This is a genomic window from Humibacter albus DSM 18994 (assembly GCF_000421825.1).
GTDB classification, from domain to species: Bacteria; Actinomycetota; Actinomycetes; order Actinomycetales; family Microbacteriaceae; genus Humibacter; species Humibacter albus.
In genome coordinates, this window is the sequence record NZ_ATXT01000001.1 from 1 (window position 1) to 18,374 (window position 18,374).

Here is an 18,374-nt window from a genome sequence, read left to right on the forward strand (position 1 = left end):
TCAACGTCGAAGAGCGCGACCTCGACGACCGCCGGCGCCGCGATCAGCCCGTCGATGTTGACGAGCACCGTGCCGCACTCAGCGCACTGGAGCCATCGCGCGCCGGGCACGCACTCTCGTTCCGTGCGCTGGCAGCAGGCGCTCATGTTCTCGCCGACGTAGGGCATCGCCGTCGCGCTCATGCCGCGTCACCGCTCCGTGCGGAGCGCAGCTCGAACGCGAAGTCGATCGGCGTTACGACGGCGTCCGAACCTGAATCAGTGGGTTCAGGGTTCAAGTCCCTGGGGGTGCACCAGATAAAGATCCCCCTGGTCAAAAGCATTCTTGATCAGGGGGATTCTGTATACGCCCGAGTGATCCGGCCGCGATCGGGCAGGAACCCGTGTGAGACGCCCCAGAGGACGGCTTGCGTGCGGTTGTCGACGCCGATTCGTCGGTAACCGCTACGGATGTACGACTTGACCGTGTTTATCGACAGGTGCGTTCGATCGGCGATCTCAGCGTTGGACAAGCCTTGTGTGATCAACGACAGCACTTCGGCTTCTCGCTGGGTCAGCCCTTCGTGCCGGCCGGGCCAGTCTCCGGCCGAGGTCAGATCGCGGCCCGCGGCCGGGTAGATGCGACCGGTTCCCGCCCGAATCTCTTCGAGGGCCAAAACGAGCTGGCTGGCCGGGAGGCCCTTGGAGATGTACCCCTGGGCGCCGTTGGCCAGCGCGGCTTCCACGAGCGAGGCGTCCATGTTCCACGAGTAGACGACCGCTTTGCCGACCATCGGGTCGGCGGCCAGGTCGTGAAGCTGCGCCTGATCGCCCTGGGGCGCGGCGAACGTGTCGTAGAGCGCGATGTCGACAGGAACACTCACCGCTTGTTCCATGTCGAGTTCCACAACGTGGACCCGGCCTTCATATGCGCGCAGCATCGACGCGAGTCCCTGCACAACGACCTCGTAGTCGTTGACGAGTGCCAGCGTGACAGCCATGAACCCAGGCTACTGATCGTCTTCCCACCCGCAGGGGTGGTTTTTTCATCCCCTTCGGTTCTCTAGCTTTGATGATGCGCGAGGAGTCCCGAGCGCCCGCATCCCCCATTTCCCGGCGGTGCGCCTGGCCCCCGCATCAGAGAGGAACACCGTGATCGACGGGCACCGCGTCCCAGATACGCAAGCGCTCGAGTCGCTGACGATCCGAGAGCTCGTCCTCGAGTTGAGCCGGATCGAGGACGTGACAGCAGACGTGACGACTTCGGCGGAGGATGCCCATGCGACCCACGTCACCTCGGAGCGTGAGCCGTTGATCATCGGGGAACTCCGGAAGCGGGCAGCCGGAATGGGCTCCTTGCGGCATGAAGACTCGACCGATCAGAAGGCAGCGGCGTGGGAGTCCTGATCTACGGGCCGCGCGACGTCGAGTTCGACGACCGGCTCCTGACCCACCTCGAATTCGTGATCGTGAACAAGCTGAGGCGGGGTGAATCGTTCATGATGTCGTGGCTCGTTGCGACAGCGAATGCGACCAGTCGCGAGTCGATGTGGTTGAACGTCAGCTCGCCGATCTATTTCAAATACGTGGGCTCCCGGGTCCCTTCGCTGAACAGAGAGTGGATCGCCGTGCTCGAGGCTGAGGCCAACGGTCCACGAGGGCTCATCGTTCGAAACGAAGACGGCACGCCTGCGGTATCCCACAACCGATGATCGTCGCGCCCTGGCTCGCGCGCTACGCCGTCGCGTAGCGACCGGAACGCGCAGCACGTGCTCGTGCCTTCGCGGCCTCCTCTTCACGGTTCTTCGGCGGAGTCGTGGCGACCAGGTCATCGAGCAGGTGCTGCGTGACGTGCGCGATCTCGTGCACGGCCTTCTCGAACGCCTCCTGATTGGCTTTCGAGGGCTTCGTCGTCCCGGCGATCTTGCGAACGTACTGAAGGGCGGCAGCGCTCACCTCTTCGGTGGTCGCGGCGGGCTCGAAGTTATGCAGAGTATGGATGTTGCGGCACATGCCATCGAAGTTAGGCGCCACCCGAGCGGGTCTCAAGGTCTCGGACCCGCTTCGGAGCGCTCCGTTACGGCAGCACGATGTTGAAGTCCGGGTCGCCCCGCCCCAAAACAGAGGTCAGCGATGTGAGCACTGACGGGTCTCCGGCGATCGACAACCCCGGGCTCGTCTGGTCCCCCGCCACGAGCGCCAGAAGCCGAGGCTTCGTCAACTCGAGCGTGACTCCGGCACTTGCCGGATCGGCATCCTTCTGCACGTACACGAGCACCCCGTTGCGCAGCGTCACGCGGAAATTGCGGTTCTCGTCGACGAGTGTGATGTCCAAGGCGAGATCGAGGTCCCAGGCCTTCGGTCCGTCCACGGCGATCGCGACGGAGTCGAGGAGCTGCTCGACGCTCAGCTGAGCGAGGATCTCCGGCGCGTTCGTTTTCGTCGGCGTTCCGAAGTTCCCCTCGCGCAGTTCCGTGGCACCGGAGAGGAAGAAGTTGCGCCAGGTGCCGTTCTCCGCGCCGTACGCGAGCTGCTCCAGGGTGGCCGCATAGAGTTCGCGGGCCGCCGCGTTCTCCGGATCGGCGAACACGGCGTGGTCCAGCAGCGTGGCCGCCCAGCGGAAGTCGCCGGTGTCGTACGCGGCGCGCGCCTGTTCGACAACGCGCGCCACTCCCCCGATCGCGGCGACGTAGCGCTCCGCCAGCGCCTTCGGCGGATGCGGCCAGAGTCGCGCCGGATTGCCGTCGAACCAGCCCATGTAGCGCTGGTAGATCGCCTTCACGTTGTGGCTCACGCTGCCGTAGTAGCCGCGGGCGTTCCAGGCATTCTCCAAGACGGGCGGAAGCTCGATCTCCTCGGCGATCTCCGCGCCGGTCATGCCGAGGTTGAGCATGCGGAGCGTCTGGTCGTGAAGGTAGGCGTAGAGGTCGCGCTGCTGTCCGAGGAAGTCCGCGATCCGCTCCCGGCCCCAGGTCGGCCAGTGATGAGACGCGAAGAGAACGTCCGCGCGGTCGCCGTAACGCTCGATCGCTTCCGTGAGATAACGCGACCACACGTGCGGGTCTCGCACGAGAGCTCCCCGGAGCGTGAGGAGGTTGTGCAGGGTGTGAGTGGCGTTCTCGGCCATGCAGAGCGCTCGGTACCGCGGGAAAAAGAAGTGCATCTCGGCCGGCGCTTCTGTTCCGGGAGCCATCTGGAACTCGATGTCGACGCCGTCGACGGTGTACGTCTCGCCCGTCGTCGTGATCTCCTTGGTCGGCGGGACGATGCCGGGCTGTCCCGTCGACGTCGTGGCTCCCAGGCCCGCGCCCACCGCGCCCTTCGGGCCACGGCCGAGGGCGGCGCCGTACATGTATCCGGCGCGGCGTCCCATCGCCGTTCCCGCATAGACGTTCTCGGCGACGGCCTCCGCCACCAGCCCTTGCGGCGCGATGATCTCCACCTCGCCGGACGCGACGGCGTCCGTGCCGACGATCCCGAAGATCCCGCCGAAGTGGTCGATGTGGCTGTGGGTGAAGATCACGGCCTTCACCGGTCGGTCTCCGCGGTGGCGTCGATAGAGCGCCAGCGCCGCTGCCGCGGTCTCCTTCGAGATCAGCGGATCGATGACGACGACACCGGTATCCGACTCGACGAACGTGACGTTCGACAGGTCCAGTCCGCGCACCTGATAGACGCCTTCGACGACCTCGAAGAGGCCGTGCTTGGCGACGAGCAGGGACTGCCGCCAGAGGCTCGGGTTCACCGTGTCCGGGGCGTCACCCCGCACGAAGTCGTAGCCGTCGGCATCCCACACGACGCGACCGTCGGCATCCTTGATCACCCCCGGCTCGATGGTGCCCAGGAACCCTCGTTCGACGGCGTCGAAGTCTGCCGTATCGGCGAACGGGAGCACCTCCTTCACCGATCGCTGCGCCGCCCTGATGGCCTCCGTCGCCTCGTTCTGCTGCACGTGCGCTTCCCCCTCTGCCGTGCGAATCCTGTTCTACGATCCTCGTCTCGTTCACACGCCCGCAGCGATGGATGTCTGCCGATCACCCCGCACAGGTGACGGGAGCACGACAGGCGTAGGCTCGGCCCGCTCGGGGCGTCGGTAACCTTGATCCGTGGCCGCCTCAGCTTTCGAACCCGCCCGTGACACCGTCCTCGATTCCGACCTCGCCCTCGCCCACCGGCTCGCCGACGCCGCCGACACCATCTCCGCCGCACGCTTTCGCGCGAACGATCTGCACGTGACGACCAAGCCGGATCGCACGCACGTGACGGACGCCGACCAGGCCGTCGAGCGCGCGATCCGTGAGCTCCTGGGCACCGAACGGCCCGACGACCTCATCCTGGGCGAGGAGTACGGCGGAGACGCCGACGACGCCCCCGGCGCTCATCGCCTCTGGATCATCGATCCCATCGACGGCACCCACAGCTACGAGCGGGGACTGCCGATGTGGGGCACGTTGATCGCCCTGGTCGTCGACGGGGAAGCCGTCGTCGGGGTCGCCAGCTCCCCCGCACTGGGCAAGCGGTGGTGGGCCGCCCGTGGCGCCGGCGCCTGGGTGCGCGAGGGCCCGGGAGAGCAGGCGGGCGAGGCGACGCCGCTGCGCGTGTCGGGCATCCAGAAGCTGTCGGATGCAGCGGTCAGCTATCAGAGCATCCAGCAGTGGGATCACGCCGGGCACCTCGAGGCGCTCATCGAGCTCACCCGCACAGTGTGGCGCGACAGGGCGTACGGGGATGTCTGGGCTTACACACTGCTCGCCGAGGGGCTCATCGAGGCGGTCGCCGAGTTCCGGTTGCATCCGTACGACATCGCCGCGCTGATCCCCATCGTGCAGGAGGCGGGCGGCCGACTGACCGCCGCCGATGGCGGCTCGGCGCTCTGGGACGGCAGTGCTGTCGCGACGAATGGAGCGATCCACGAGGAGCTGCTGAACCTCATCGGCGAGCGCTGACCATCCGAGAGTCGACCGCCTCAGCCGGGACCAGCAGCTCACTCGGTCTGTCGCACCTCGAGGATCTCCAGCCCCATGTCTGCGATGCGGGCCAGCAGGCCGTGAAGCTCCGCCTGATCGCGCAACGTTCCCGACAGAACGGTCGTCGACGGGGCGATCTGCACCGCTTCCATCTCGGGAAACGCCGCCGCCAGTCGCTCGGACCACGCGTAGGGAAGTCGGATCTCATAGCGCTTCACCGTGCACCTCCCCCGTGCACGTTCAGCGTCGCCCACGGCGGACAGGCGGTCGTCACCTAGCCCGGGTGAATCACCCATGGGCATCCGACGCCGTACGAGATCGGCGCGCTGCGTAGGCCGTCAGAGCGTCCTCGCGCCGCGGTCCGTCGCGACGATGTGCGCCGACGATGTGAGCCCGCGATGTGAGCCCGCGATGTGAGCCCGCGATGTGAGCTCAGAGAAGCCCGAGGCCCTGCGCCACGTCGACCGCCCCACCGCGATCGGAGACGCCGAGCTTCTGATAGATGTTCCGCAGATGCGTCTTCACCGTGTTGACGCTGAGCGCGTGCTTGCGCGCGATCTCCGCAACGGACTGGTGCACGGGCAGCTCCAGCAGAATCTCGCGCTCCTTCACCGTCAGCGACTCCGCGAGGGCGGCAGCGGAGCTGCCATCGGCTGCGTCGGTCGGCGCACAGGCCACGATGCGCCGCGCGTCGTCGTCCAGATGTCCGAACCTGCCGAGCCTGCTGCTGACCAGATGGATGCCGTTCACGGCCGGAGCGAGGAACGGCCGTTCCACGCGGTAGCGCACGGCGAGCTCCACCGCGTGCTGCACATGCTGATCGGCATCGGTGTGCCGACCGTTCTCCTCCGCCGAGTGCGCCAACAGCAGTTCCGCCGTGACGAACGACGCCGGATGCCTCGCCCGCCCGGCACCCAGCGCCTCCTCCAGTCCGCGCGCCACCGGCTCCGTGTTCCGTAGTGGAGAACTCAGCACGAAGCGTGCAATGGCGGTCTCGACCCCGTCGGGGCCGAGCACCGACGACACGAGCTCCGCCGTCTCCTTCGCCCGCGCGCGACCGTCCAACGCGAGTCGCGTGGCGACCATGCGCGGGGCGGCGAGAGCGAACACCCGAGACACGTAGAGTCCGGTCTCGCGCATCAACCGCTCGATCTCGTCGAGAGCGCGACGCGGATTGCGGGCGCGGTCGAGTTCGGGGAGAAGCTCGATGATCCGCGCCGTCGTGCTCAGCTCCGGATCGAGTCCGAGCGGGTCGGATGCCGCAACGTCACGCAGTGCGAACGCATCGTTCTCCACGCAGTGCAGATACCGTCGCATTGCGGCGATCACCTCGACGCGACGCCGTGCCCGGTCGTGAGGCACCGCGGAGAAACGGTCTGCGGCATCGACCAGCTTGTCTTCGATGACGACGGCTTCGTCCCAACGGCCCAGATCGCTCAGAATGCCGATGGAGAGCTCGCTGGCGACGAGGAACAGCCAGTCCAGCCCGGCCCGGTAGGCGGAGACCCGCACGTCACGCATCACGGCCTGCGCGCGAGCGGCCTCGCCGATGAGCGCGAGCAGCCGGCCCTCGGCCATCGCACACAGCAGGTCGAGGCCGAGGTCCGCCTCCCTGCACCGTTGCGCGGCGACGGTGGTGAGACGCGCGACGCCCGCCGACGGTGAACCGTCACGCGCGTCGGAGAAGCAGCGGAGCGCATCCAGGATCACGGTCCACGGGCACGGCTCGGCACTCGGAGAGGCCGCCGCGCGTTCGGCGAGTGCCAGCAGGTGGCGCGTGCGGCGCGGGTCCGCGAACGCGGGCGCGTCCAGCAGCAGCCGCAGCACGATCACGCTGAGCGGCTGCTCGTCTTCGGCGGCAAAACGGCTCAGCGCCGCCGCGACGAGCCGGCTCCGGCCGGCGAGCGTCAACTCGAGCCCGACGCGCTCCAGAATCTCCGCGAGAACCGGGAGGTCGGATGCTGCGATCGCCTGTCGCAGTGCCTGCGCGGGTTGCTCGTGCACGACGAACCACTCCGCCGCGACCGCGTGAGCACGTGTCGCGGCCGTGCGGCTGAGCCGACGCGCCTCGGCCTGCAGGAATGCGAGCAGCACAGTGTGGAACCGGAACCCGTGCGCGTCTTCCATCAGGAGCGCGTTCGTCGCCGCTACGCGGTGCAGCGTGCCCTCCGCGTCGCTGCCGGCGACCGCGACAGCGAGCTCGGTCGGAACGTATTCGGCGACGGCCGCCGCGGTCAGAACTTCGCGCGTGTCATCATCGAACGCGGCGAGCACCTCCGTGAGCAGAAAGTCGGCGACCGCACTGTCGTCTCCGCTGAACTCGCGCACCGCGGCCTCGACATCCGTACTGCGCGCGAGCCACGGCATCGCCAGGGCGAGGGCGGTCGCCCACCCGCCGGTACGGTGCAGAAGAGCCGTCGCGACGGCATCCGACATCTCAACGCCGTGCCGGGAAGCGAACGCCTTTGCGTCCTCGCGTTCGAACGCCAGATCCTCGGTGCGCAGCTCGACGAGGTCACCGGATGCCTGGAGGTACGCGAGTCCTGCCACCGGCTGATACCGTCCCGCGACGACGGCCCGAACCTGTCCCGGCCCCTCCATCACCGCCGCCAACCTGGCCTTCGCCGTGGCCGACCGGAGCGTGTGCGCGTCATCGACGAAGAGGTAGATGGGGCGTTCCGTGCGGTGGCGCTCCTCGGAGAGCGCCGTCGTCAGGCTCGCGCCGTCGATCCAGCGCACCTGTTCGCCGCGTTCCTCGAGGAGCCGGGCCCAGTGCGCCAGAAGAACGCTCTTGCCCGAACCGGCGGCGGCCCAGACCGCCACCGATCTCAGCTCCCCCCGTGCCAGAGCCTCGATCGGCTCGTCCAAGGATGCTCGAACGACCTCGAATGCGCTCTCACGTGGAACACCGCTCGGCGACATCGCCGAGACGACCCCCTGTGCTGTGGTTCGCGTTGTGGCGGGTGATCTGCCCGAATCGTCGCCAGCCGTTGACATGCGTATTCCCCCTATCGCATGAACAGACCTCACACTAGCCCCGGCCACCGCGCCTTCGCACGTGTTTCGCGCGCGCAGATCACCCGAAGCAGGTGTGACGCACCTCGACGCTCCCTCGTTACCGTGAGGCGGATCGCGCGTTCCACGATGCGCTTCGGGCACCGCGCACACGAGGAAAGGACTGTCGCCGTGGACTTCTGGAACAACTTCGGTGTGGTGCCCGAGGACGACACGTACCGCCCGCGCCCGTCGGCCAATCCGGCCAGTGACATCGCCAAAGCGAAGGATCTTCTCGCCCAGGGTGCGATCTCGCAGGGCGAGTTCGATGCGATCAAGAACAAGGCGCTCACCGGGCGGTACTGACAGCGACGAACGCCGCTCGAGCGGCAAGGGAAGGGGCGCGGCCGACGGCTTCGCCCCTTCCGTCGGTCCGGAGTGAAGACGGGGTCCACCATTCTCGTCAGTACGTGCTATACCGAAAGTTAGACGCGCCTAACTCTCCGCGTCGAGGGGTGGCGAATGACGCGCGAATCGGTCGCCGAGCAGAGCACGGGCGGGGGCACGGGCATCCGTTCGTCCGCGCCGGAACGCCGGCTGCTCTGGTTGATCGGACCGGCGTTCGTGGCGGCCATCGCCTACGTCGATCCGGGGAACGTGGCGGCCAACCTCACCGCCGGCGCACAGTTCCGCTACCTGCTGGTCTGGGTTCTGATCGCCGCGAATGTGATGGCGGTCGTCGTGCAGTACCTCTCCGCGAAGCTCGGCCTGGTCACCGGACGCAGCCTGCCCGAGCTGCTCGGTGATCGGATGCCCCGTGCCGGCCGACTGCTCTACTGGGCGCAGGCCGAGATCATCGCCGCCGCCACCGACTTGGCCGAAGTGATCGGCGGCGCGATCGCGCTGCAGATCCTCTTCGGCCTGCCGTTGCTGGCCGGCGGCGTCATCGTCGGCGCGGTCTCGATGGTGCTTCTCGCAGTGCAGTCACGGCGAGGGCAGCGCACGTTCGAGTTCGTCATGATGGGGCTGCTGGCCATCATCACGATCGGCTTCGTGGCCTCGCTCGCCGTGAGCCCCGTCGACTGGGGCGAGGCGGTCGCGGGCATCGTTCCGCGGTTCGACGGCGCGCGCTCCGTCCTGCTGGCGGCGAGCATGCTGGGCGCCACCGTCATGCCGCATGCGGTCTACCTGCACTCGACTCTGGCGCTCGACCGGCACGGGGCATCCGACGATCCGGTACGCGTGCGACGCCTGCTGCGCGCGAACCGCTGGGACGTGATCTTCGCGCTCATCGTGGCCGGCTCCGTCAACGTGGCCATGCTGTTGCTCGCGGCGGCGAGCCTCCCTGGAGTCACCGGCACCGACAGCATCGAGGGCGCCCACCTCGCCATCACCCAGGCCCTGGGACCTGCCGTCGGGGTGGTCTTCGGGATCGGTCTGCTGGCATCCGGGCTCGCGTCGACGTCGGTCGGCTGCTACGCCGGCGCGGCGGTGATGTCCGGCTTGCTGCGCGTGCGGGTGCCGCTGGCGCTGCGAAGGCTCGTGACGCTCGCGCCCGCACTCATCGTGCTCGGCGTCGGCGTCGACCCCACCTGGGCGCTGGTGATCAGCCAGGTGGTGCTGAGCATCGGCATCCCGTTCGCGGTCGTGCCGCTCGTGTGGTTCACGTCGCGGCGCTCCACGATGGGCGAGTTCGTGAACCGGATTCCGCTACGAGTCGCCGGCATCACGGTGGCCGCCGCCATCATCGCCTTGAACGGCGCGCTGATCGGCCTGACCGTGTTCGGTCTCGAGTAGACGTACTATCGGCGGGTGCCTTCCGTGCGACGAAGCCTGACGGACGCCCAACGACGCGAGTTCCACGACGCGCTCGAAGCGCGCCGGCAGGAGGTGCTGGCCAGACAGGGCCGACTGGATGCCTCGCTCAGCGATGCGCGCGAGGCACGCTCCGACGGGCAGGCCGACGACGAGCACGATCCCGAGGGCCCGACCATGGCCGCGACCTGGTCGCAGTTGACGGGCATGCACGACGATCTCGAGGTCGAGATGACCGAGGTGGAGCATGCGCTGTCCCGCATCGAGGCCGGAACCTTCGGGCTCTGCCAGCGCTGTGGAAAGCCGATCGGCGTCGCCCGGCTGCGCGCACGGCCGTATGCCGAGCTCTGCATCGACTGTGCTCGAGCGGCCGAGGCGCACTGAACACACGCCCGGCGGTGTCACGCCTCGGGCGAGAGGTCCGGCTCGCGGGCGATGCCGAACTCGGTGCGCAGGGCGAGAAGCGCGGCGCGCCAGCCGGCGATGCCGTGCACCCCTGGCCCGGGCACGGTCGAGGCGGAGCACAGGTACACACCGCGCACGGGGGTGCGCCACGGCTGCGGCGAGAGCGTGGGCCGAGCAATCAGCTGCCCGAACGTGACAGCACCCGCAGCGATGTCTCCTGCCACGTCGTTCGGGTTGTGCGCTCCCAGTTGCTGCGCGCTCCGCGCCTCGCTCGCCACGATCGTGTCGCGGAATCCCGGAGCGAACTGCTCCAGGCGGGCGGTGATCGCCTCCGTCGGGTCCTCGCCCGACCCGGCAGGCACGTGCGTGTACGCCCACAGCACATGGCGTCCGGGAGCGCGCTCCGGGTCCAGCAGCGTCGGCTGCGCCGTGAGCAGGTAGGGTTCGCACGGATGCCCGCCGGCGGCCACCACGCGCTCCGCCTCGGCCATCTGCCTGCGCGTGCCCCCGACATGCACCGTGACGGCGCGGCGCAGCTCCGCATTGCTCCACGGCACCGGATCGGACAGCACGAAATCCGCCTTCGCGGCCGCGTTTCCGTAGCGGAAGCGGCGGTACGGCGCACGGCCGGGCAGGCGGTCGCCGGCGAGCTGCAGGAAGGCGCGCGGAGTGACATCCAGCAGAGTCGCCCTGGCCGGCGGTAGCTCGTCGAGGCTGTGCACCCAGGCGCCGGTCTCGATGCGCCCGCCGTGCGCGATCAGGTCGTCGGCGAGGGCTCGCGCGATCGCGCCGCTGCCCCCGCGCGGGATCGGCCAGCCGCGCCCGTGCGCGAAGGCCGCGAGCGCGAGCCCCGCGGCAGCGCTGCCGAGCGACGGCATGCGCTGGATCGTGTGCGCGAACACTCCCGTGAGGAGCGCCGCCGCATCCTCGCCCGTGAACGCGTTCCGCCACAGAGCACTGCCCTGTCGCAGCGCTCGAAGCCCGAGCCGTGCGAGGGTCGACGGATGCCTCGGCACGCCGAGCAGGGAAGCCCCGATCGTCTCCCCCAGCGCTCGCCCTTCGTCCTGGACGAACGGCGCGAACAGGCGGCGCCAGGCGCCCGCGTCGCCACCGAGCCCGGCGGCCGTGCGCTCCAGGTCGCGGTACGCGACCGCCGCGTGGGCGCCGTCGATCGCTTGCGCGTACGAGATCTCGGGAACGAGGAGGTCGATGCGCCGCTCCAGCTCGAACCGGCGGAAGAACTCGCTGGCGAGCGCCATCGGATGCACAGCCGAACAGACGTCGTGCAGCACCCCGGGAATGGTCAGCTCCGCCGAGGAGCTCCCGCCGCCGATCGAATCGGCACCCTCGAACACCGTGACGGCCAGACCCGCTCGGGCGAGTGTGACCGCGGCCGCGAGCCCGTTCGGACCGGATCCCACCACGACGACGTCTTGCACGTCCACCCTCCCGCGGGGCGCACGCACGGCGCCCTCTTACGTTCTAGCCGACGCGTGCGCGCTGCCCAACCCCCTTGAAGCGATCGTCGAAACGCCGGCCGAAGTCGGTCGCGCCGCTCGAGGCGTCAGCGCCGGAGAAGATCGCGCTCGAGCGTCCCCCGCGTCAGCGCGCCGTCCGCCACGAGCACGCGGCAGTGCAGGTGGAGGGTCTCGCCGGCGTGCAGCGCTCGTTCGTCGTGGAAGAACGGCGCCGGCCCGAGGCCGGGATATTCGCGGGTGCGCACGAACCACGGTGCAGCCGACGGAACGGCGAGGGCGACGGTGGCCGACGCGTCCCAGGCTCGCACGGACATCCATTCGGCGCTCGTGCCGATCAGCGCGCCATCGTCGACGGTGCTCGTCTCGGATGTCGTGATCGTCCCGTCGCGGAACGACGGCGCCGCACGCAGGAAGATGCCGCCGTAGCCCGCGCCCTCCCGCCCGTGCGTGGCCGGGCTGCCGAAGGCGAGGCTACGGCTCACGGTGACGTGCGATGACCATTCCACGCGCCATCCGGATGTCTGTGTCGAGAACCGCAGTTCGCGTCGCTCTCGCGCCAGCTCGCCGCCGCGGGCGTCCACCCAGCGCAGGTGTTCGGTGAAGCCGATGCCATCCGTTCCGGCCGCCGGCTCGAGCGACTCGTGCAACATCGCGCCGTTGTTGCCGAGGTCGAGGTACTCGCGGCGCGTCGCGTCCCAGGTTCGGCCGCCCCAGAGGTTCGCCGGACCGACGTAGGGAAGGGCGAGCGAGAGATCGCGGTGCCACGGGTGGTCGGGGGGCGCAGCATCCGACACCCGAACGCCGCTCGGCGTGCGCAGCGCCGACAAGAACGGTCTCGGCGACTCGTCGCCAGGCATGGTCGGGTGCAACACGTATCGCGCGACCGACGTGCCGTCGAGAAGAATGTCGACGCCGTTGGCATCCACGCGCTGCGTCAGCGCGCCCACGGCGCCTCGTCGAGCTCCCGGAACAGGCTCTCGCTCTTCAGGGCACGCTCAACGGCCGTCACGACGCCCTCGACGACCGGGTGCCGCGACTCGTCAGAACCGTGCCACTGCGCGAACGACGGCGCGATCGGGCGCACGGGTGTGCGGGCTACCTCTTCGATGATCGAGACGAAGGCTCCCGCCGCGTCCAGTGGCGAGAACAGCTCGGCCCGGCCGGCCCGTGCGTCGATCAGGTTCTCCATCAGATCGACCCGGTCGAACCGGCGCCCCTGCCCGCCGTTCACCGCGAGCAGGTCCTCGGTGTAGTGCAGCACGGCGGTGCCCTTCGACCCGCGCACCCGGATGAACGGGACGTCTTCGCGAGGACCGGCGAGCGTGAACGCACACGTGATCACGCCGCCGAACGAGCCGCGGCCGGTGATGCTCGGATGTACACGCAGCGTGGACGTGTCATCCACGTCGATCTCGTTGACGCGGTACAGATCCGCTTCGACCGCGTCGATCGCGGACGCATCATTCCAGCCTGCGATGCGCAGCGCCGTCATCACGGCGTGGGCGAACGGATTCGAGACTGCACCGTCGGAGACGCGCACGCCGTCGAGCTCGCGGCGACCTGCCCAGCGCGCCCGCGTCCAATAGGCGTGATCGCGCGTCCACGTACCGGCGGCCCCGATCGCCTCGACGACTCCGAGCTCGCCGGCTTCGATGAGCCTCTTCAGCTCGACCAGCGCGAGCGACCCCAGGCTCTGGAAGCCCACCTGAATGAGCCCGCCCGTCTGGTGCTGCACGGCGCGCAGCGATTCGAACGTCGCCAGGTCTGTCACCGGGGGTTTCTCGAGAAGCACATCGGCACCGGAGCGCAGCGCCCGTGCCGCGATGCCGGCGTGCGTGTGCAGCGGCGTCGCCACGACCGCGACGTCGATGTCGCGTCGCTCCAGCACATCGTCGAGATCGGGCACGATGGCGGGCAGCTCCGCTTCGATCCGTCGTCCCTCGCGCACGATCGGGCCATCCAGCGGATCGACGAGCGCGACCAACTCGGCTCGCCCCTGTTGCTGCAGCCGCAGCGCCGTGAGCACGTGCGCCGCGCCGTACCCGTGCACGCCGACCACGGCAATGCGCAGCGGACGCGCCTCCGCGTGCGCGCGCCGTGTGACCATGCCGCTCATCGGACGTCCTCACGTTCGGCACGGATATGCACCGCGAACTCCGTGGGAGCAGTACCACCGAGCCGTACGCGAACGCCGTCCACGGCATCCGTCGCACCGAGGAAGCCGTAGTCCTGGCCGGGCTCATACGGCAGAGGGCTCTGCGACAGCGCTGCTCCGTCCAGTCGGACGGCGATGCGGGAGCCGCCGACGCGGTACTCCCCTTCGCCGGCGGGAAGGACCCAGGTGCCGTCGGGTTCACGAACCCCGCCGACGACGGCGCCTCCCTCGCGGAAGCCGAACTCGAGCGACCAGGGCAGCTCCGGCGAGTCGATGCGCACGCGCAGGTCCACGCCGTCCGGCACGAGCGCAGCCTCGATCGCGGTGGTCATCCTCACCACGTCGCGATGGCGATTCTGGAACGACATTGAGGCGCTGAACCGCCCGTCGTCCACGAGGTCGTACAGCCCGTCAGCGCGGCGGTCCGAGGGCCCGAGCGGCTGATAGTACGCCGCGTCGATCGTCTCCTCCAACAAGTAGACGTCGTCGCCGAGGCGGCGCAGCGTCGAGGCGCGGAACGGGCCCAGGTCGAAGAACGCCCGCGACAGCCGAACCGAGTCGAGCACCGCGTCGCCCGCGAACACTCGACAGAACGTCGGGTTGTTCGCGAGCCCCGAGCGGATGCGGCCCCGTGCGGCATAGTCGGAGCCGCCGTACAGCACGGTCTCGGCGATCGGCGAGACGCGAGACGCGAGTGCGACTGCGGGGAAGTATGTCGACGCCGCCTGAGCCCGTGCGATGGGTTCCGGCAACTGCTCGAGCAGCTGCGGGCGCAGCAGTGTCTGCGCCAACAACTCCGGGTCGTGCACGCCCGGCAGCGCTGCACGCCGCGCGGCGTCGGCGAAGTCCCCACGCCCGGTGGCGACGGCCGCGGCACGGAACGCGGACAGGTACGGCGCGAGCGGGAAAGGCGCGTTCTGGTCCTGTCGGCGCGACTGCACTGTCTCCACCGTGCCGTCTGGGCGCAGCAGCCCGAGCGTCGCCTCCAGGTTGCGGAGCACGATCTCCCACAGCTCCGAGCGATTCAGGATGTCCGCCAGCACCGTGAGCGACGGATTGCTCACGTATGCCGCGTAGTTCGGACTCCGTTCCGAATAGAACCCGTCGGCATCGACGTCGACCCCCTCGGCGAGCCATTCCTGTGCGCGCGCGACGAGCCGGGCATCCGGGAACGAGCGATGGATGCGCGCCAGCGCCGCGCTGATCTCCCAGCGGTGGTTCGGCGTGTGCACGCCTCCGTGCAGCAGCGGTTCGGTGGTCGCGTGGATGATCGCGGCGATCCGGGAGCGCACATCGTCGATCTCGGGGTCGCCGGCGAGGGGGCCGAGAAGTGCGTACGCGTCGCACGCGTCGTTGATCGTGAAGGCACTGTCGGGCGGCGACTGCAGGTTGTCGCCTCCGGCGAAGAGCCCGGTAGCGGCCTGCAGCGAGCGAAGTGCGTCCAGACGCGAGCGCGCGGCAGCCAGGAAGGGCCCGCGCTCGACCGGAACGTCCGCCGCGATCACGGAGAGCAGCACCTTCGCCTCCCGCATGAGTTCCCGGTGCGGGCGTCCGCCCTGCCCGGCCGCGCTCGGCAGCAGATCGCGCGCGTGATCGAGCGCGGCACGGGTGACCGCCTCGTGGAATTGCTGGTCGAGCACGGAGAGCCTTTCGAAGATCAAGGGTGAGAAGGGGTGACGCGTCGCCTCACACCTTGGTGTCCGTCTGGCTGTGCACGAACTCCTCGATCGCGAACGGCAGCCGTCGGATCGCCGCCGCCATCAGGTGTTGTCCTGCCACGACCTCGGCCGCTGCTCGGGCGAAACCGGTTCGGTCGCCCACATCGAACTGCGGGGCGTCGGATGCCGTGTTCCGGCCGATCACAATGAACCGCGCGCCGCTGCCGTCCAACGACCGCGGGATCGCACGCTCTCGGCCGTCTCCCACGACGATCACCGTCGTGCCCTCGCGCACGGATTCCATCGGCCCGTGCAGGTACTGCTGGGTCTCGAACGCGGTGGCCGGAATCCGCAGGCACTCGCGCACGAGCAGTGCGATCTCGGCGGCTGAGGACGCGGAGATTCCGGACCCCACGACGTCGACGGCGGTCGCCTCGGCCAGTGAGGACGCGCAGTCCTCAGCAGGTCCCCCGAATGCCTGCAGTGCGTCGGCCACGGCATCCGCGACCGATCCTCTGCCGGCGTCCGGCGTTCGCTCCGCTTCCGCCGGCACGAGCGCATGCATGAGCGCGTCGAAGGCCAGCAGGGTGGCCGTGTACCCGGCCGTGTAGGCGCGGGAGTCGTCGAAACCGCCGAGGTCGATGACGGCGTCCGCGACCTGTCGCACCGGAGCATCCGGAACGTTCGTGATCACCAGCCGATGTCCGACCGGGAACCGGCGCGCGGCCCCGATCGGCTCCGGGCTGCGGCCGGACTCCGAGACGATGAGGGCGTGGTCAGCGGGGGCGATGCCCTCTGGAGACACGACCTCCGATGCCGGAACATCGAGCACGCGGATCCCCGCTTCCCGAAGCACGCGCGCCAGCGCCCGCGTCGAGTGATGCGCCGCACCCATGGCCAGGAGCGCGACGGTGTCGCCGCGTCGCCAGGGTGCGATCTCCGCCGGGAACCGGCGCAACTCGTCGGTCAGGCGATCGCGCAGGCGCGCCAGTACCGTCGGCTGCGACCGCATGGCCGCGTCGAAGGTGATGAACTCCATCGGCGATCGACTCCCGTCAGTCCTTGAGTCCCGCGTTGATGTTGGCGCCCATGACGTACTTCTGGAACACGAGGTAGAGGATCACGAGCGGGATCATCGAGATGACCGATGCGCCGAGCAGCACGGACCAGTTGATGTTCTGGGCACCGACGATGCTCTGGATGCCGATCTGCAGTGTGAACTTGCTCGGGTCGTTGAGCACGAGCAACGGCCAGATGTAGTCGTTCCACCGCCACTGGAACGAGAAGATCGCCAGTGTGAGCATGATCGGTCGCGACAGCGGCACCATGATTCGGAAGAAGATCGACAGCTCTCGGGCGCCGTCGATGCGCGCTGCCTCGACGAGGTCATCGGGAACCGTCAAGAAGAAACTGCGGAACATCAGCACGCCGGTCGCGGTGAGGATCGACGGCACGATGATGCCGGCCAGCGCGTTGTAGAGGCCCAGATCGCGGATCACGAGGAACGACGGGGCGAGCATGACCTCGGTGGGCAGCATCGTCGTGGCGAGGATGCAGACGAAGAACACCTTCAGCCAGCGGTTCTGATACTTGGCCAGGGCGTATCCCGAGGCACAGCTCGCCGCCACCGTGAGCACAGTGGTCACGCACGCCACGATGATGGTGTTGATGAAGTACTGCGCGAAGTCGAAACTCTGCCACGCCGTCGTGTAGCCGCTCAGGGTCCACTGCTTCGGAAAGAGCGTCAACGGGTAGGAGAAGAGGTCGCCCGATGGCTTGAACGAGCTGAGGACGAACCACAGCAGCGGAAAAGCGAACCCGATCGCGAACACCCACAGCAGCGTGGTGGCCGACAGATGCCGCCCGATCTGCCGTGACGCGATGTTCTTCTTGCGGTGTGGTGTGCGTCGTCGGCCTTCGGCCGCGAGTGCGCCGGTGCGCAGGATGTCGCTCGACGCGCTCATCGGGAACCCGCCTTCTTGTTCACGGCGAGCTGGATGAGAGCGATCGCCATCAGGATGATCATGAGCACGAAGCTGGCCGCGCTCGCGTAGCCGATCTGGCCGCGCTGGAATCCGGTCTGGTAGATGTACTGCACGAGGAGGTTGTTCTCGGTGCCGGGGCCGCCGTTGTTCAGCGACACGAAGAGCGCGTACTCCTTCATGGTGCCGATGGTGGTCAGCAGCACCACGATGAATGACGTCGGCGCGATGTTCGGCAGCGTGATGGAGAAGAAGAGACGCACCGGACCGGCGCCGTCGAGCGAGGCCGCCTCGTAGTACGAGGTCGGCACGTTCTTGATCGCGGCGATGAAGAGCAGCATCGAGAACGCCATGCCCGCCCAGGTGGCGGCGAAGACGACGACCATCAGCGACAGGTTCGCGTTGGACTGCCAGGGCACCGCCTTGCCGCCCAAGGACTCGATCACGAAGTTCACGAGGCCGAAGTTCTCGCCGAACAGCCAGCGCCACACGACGCCCGTGATGATCGGCGAGACGAGCCACGGCAGGAAGAAGATGACCCGCGCCACCGGCTTGCCCTTGGCGTAGTCGCTCACCATGAGGTTGGCGATGAACAACGACACCACGAAGCTGAGCGGCACGACCATCACCGTGAACAGCAGCGTGCGCAGCAGAGCCGCGTAGAAGCTCGGATCTCCGACAAGCTCCACGTAGTTCTGCCCGCCGATGAACGTGGGGTCGCCCACGCCGGTGTAGTCCGTGAACGAATAGCCGAAGCCGATCACGGCCGGCCACACGAAGAATAGGGCGAAGAGCACCACGTTCGCCGCGATCAGGACGAGCGGAGCGATCGTGTAGTGGTTGAGTCGCACGCGACGCCGGTGCGGCCCCGGAGCGAGGGTGCGTGTCCCCCGCTCCGGCGCCGCCGTCGCCGCGGTTCCGGTGACTGTCATGGTGTTACCC

At 68.6% G+C, this 18,374-nt stretch carries 19 protein-coding genes; 6 read left to right on the forward strand and 13 right to left on the reverse strand.

The genetic code is table 11. From position 1 onward, the window contains the following. Together H623_RS16890 and H623_RS0100010 are read right to left on the reverse strand one after the other, a co-directional pair. Nucleotides 1-182, reverse strand: a 182-nt coding sequence (locus H623_RS16890) for a hypothetical protein (protein WP_033370939.1), incomplete at its 3' end; no start/stop codon positions are given. 146 nt (nt 183-328) lie between these two features. Further along, on the reverse strand, nt 329-979 hold the full coding sequence (locus tag H623_RS0100010) for a helix-turn-helix transcriptional regulator (protein WP_022898903.1): 651 nt from the start codon (nt 977-979) through the stop codon (nt 329-331). Nucleotides 980-1,130: 151 nt separating this feature from the next. Between H623_RS0100010 and H623_RS0100015 the strand changes: the two genes are divergently transcribed. Then, nucleotides 1,131-1,385, forward strand: coding sequence for a hypothetical protein (locus tag H623_RS0100015; protein ID WP_022898904.1), 255 nt, complete (start codon nt 1,131-1,133; stop codon nt 1,383-1,385). Continuing rightward, nucleotides 1,373-1,690: a DUF7882 family protein gene (locus tag H623_RS0100020; protein WP_026939726.1), complete on the forward strand. Its 318-nt coding sequence runs from the start codon at nt 1,373-1,375 to the stop codon at nt 1,688-1,690. Before H623_RS0100015 ends, H623_RS0100020 begins: the two co-directional genes overlap by 13 nt. Nucleotides 1,691-1,712: 22 nt before the next feature. On the opposite strand, the gene H623_RS0100025 is transcribed toward H623_RS0100020, so the two are convergent. Together H623_RS0100025 and H623_RS0100030 are read right to left on the reverse strand one after the other, a co-directional pair. Then, nucleotides 1,713-1,991: a DUF2277 domain-containing protein gene (locus tag H623_RS0100025; protein ID WP_022898905.1), complete on the reverse strand. Its 279-nt coding sequence runs from the start codon at nt 1,989-1,991 to the stop codon at nt 1,713-1,715. A gap of 64 nt (nt 1,992-2,055) precedes the next feature. Further along, complete coding sequence (locus H623_RS0100030; protein ID WP_022898906.1) at nt 2,056-3,930, reverse strand: alkyl/aryl-sulfatase; 1,875 nt, start codon at nt 3,928-3,930, stop codon at nt 2,056-2,058. Nucleotides 3,931-4,084: 154 nt separating this feature from the next. Between H623_RS0100030 and H623_RS0100035 the strand changes: the two genes are divergently transcribed. After that, nucleotides 4,085-4,924: an inositol monophosphatase family protein gene (locus H623_RS0100035; RefSeq protein WP_022898907.1), complete on the forward strand. Its 840-nt coding sequence runs from the start codon at nt 4,085-4,087 to the stop codon at nt 4,922-4,924. Nucleotides 4,925-4,962: 38 nt separating this feature from the next. On the opposite strand, the gene H623_RS0100040 is transcribed toward H623_RS0100035, so the two are convergent. Next, nucleotides 4,963-5,163 carry a hypothetical protein gene (locus H623_RS0100040; protein WP_022898908.1) on the reverse strand — a complete coding sequence of 67 codons (201 nt, stop codon included), beginning with the start codon at nt 5,161-5,163 and terminating at the stop codon, nt 4,963-4,965. Between the two features lie 214 nt (nt 5,164-5,377). Then, nucleotides 5,378-7,813: a LuxR C-terminal-related transcriptional regulator gene (locus tag H623_RS0100045; RefSeq protein WP_169514879.1), complete on the reverse strand. Its 2,436-nt coding sequence runs from the start codon at nt 7,811-7,813 to the stop codon at nt 5,378-5,380. A gap of 318 nt (nt 7,814-8,131) precedes the next feature. Between H623_RS0100045 and H623_RS21580 the strand changes: the two genes are divergently transcribed. The 3 genes from H623_RS21580 to H623_RS16900 all read left to right on the forward strand — a co-directional run bounded on the left by H623_RS21580 (nt 8,132) and on the right by H623_RS16900 (nt 10,138). Further along, nucleotides 8,132-8,305: an SHOCT domain-containing protein gene (locus tag H623_RS21580; protein WP_022898910.1), complete on the forward strand. Its 174-nt coding sequence runs from the start codon at nt 8,132-8,134 to the stop codon at nt 8,303-8,305. A 156-nt stretch (nt 8,306-8,461) separates the two neighbouring features. Continuing rightward, the gene (locus tag H623_RS0100055) at nt 8,462-9,736 is read left to right on the forward strand and encodes an Nramp family divalent metal transporter (RefSeq protein WP_022898911.1); all 1,275 of its coding nucleotides are present in this window, start codon (nt 8,462-8,464) and stop codon (nt 9,734-9,736) included. Between the two features lie 15 nt (nt 9,737-9,751). Further along, on the forward strand, nt 9,752-10,138 hold the full coding sequence (locus tag H623_RS16900; RefSeq protein WP_022898912.1) for a TraR/DksA family transcriptional regulator: 387 nt from the start codon (nt 9,752-9,754) through the stop codon (nt 10,136-10,138). A 17-nt stretch (nt 10,139-10,155) separates the two neighbouring features. Here H623_RS16900 and H623_RS0100065 read toward each other — a convergent pair whose 3' ends face one another. The 7 genes from H623_RS0100065 to H623_RS0100095 form a co-directional block, all read right to left on the reverse strand. Continuing rightward, nucleotides 10,156-11,598 (reverse strand): phytoene desaturase family protein, encoded by a 1,443-nt coding sequence (locus H623_RS0100065; protein WP_026939729.1) that lies wholly within the window; start codon nt 11,596-11,598, stop codon nt 10,156-10,158. 125 nt (nt 11,599-11,723) lie between these two features. Next, the gene (locus H623_RS0100070) at nt 11,724-12,584 is read right to left on the reverse strand and encodes a DUF6807 domain-containing protein (RefSeq protein ID WP_026939730.1); all 861 of its coding nucleotides are present in this window, start codon (nt 12,582-12,584) and stop codon (nt 11,724-11,726) included. After that, nucleotides 12,572-13,753, reverse strand: a complete 1,182-nt coding sequence (locus H623_RS0100075; RefSeq protein WP_026939731.1) for a Gfo/Idh/MocA family protein — start codon at nt 13,751-13,753, stop codon at nt 12,572-12,574. Before H623_RS0100075 ends, H623_RS0100070 begins: the two co-directional genes overlap by 13 nt. Continuing rightward, nucleotides 13,750-15,432 (reverse strand): hypothetical protein, encoded by a 1,683-nt coding sequence (locus tag H623_RS0100080; RefSeq protein ID WP_022898914.1) that lies wholly within the window; start codon nt 15,430-15,432, stop codon nt 13,750-13,752. The genes H623_RS0100075 and H623_RS0100080 overlap by 4 nt, the downstream gene beginning before the upstream one ends. A gap of 46 nt (nt 15,433-15,478) precedes the next feature. Next, nucleotides 15,479-16,489: an SIS domain-containing protein gene (locus tag H623_RS0100085; protein WP_022898915.1), complete on the reverse strand. Its 1,011-nt coding sequence runs from the start codon at nt 16,487-16,489 to the stop codon at nt 15,479-15,481. A gap of 16 nt (nt 16,490-16,505) precedes the next feature. Then, nucleotides 16,506-17,414, reverse strand: a complete 909-nt coding sequence (locus H623_RS0100090; protein ID WP_022898916.1) for a carbohydrate ABC transporter permease — start codon at nt 17,412-17,414, stop codon at nt 16,506-16,508. Beyond that, entirely contained in the window at nt 17,411-18,364 is a 954-nt protein-coding gene (locus tag H623_RS0100095) for a carbohydrate ABC transporter permease (RefSeq protein ID WP_022898917.1), read from the reverse strand. The genes H623_RS0100090 and H623_RS0100095 overlap by 4 nt, the downstream gene beginning before the upstream one ends. Nucleotides 18,365-18,374 lie beyond the last annotated feature (10 nt).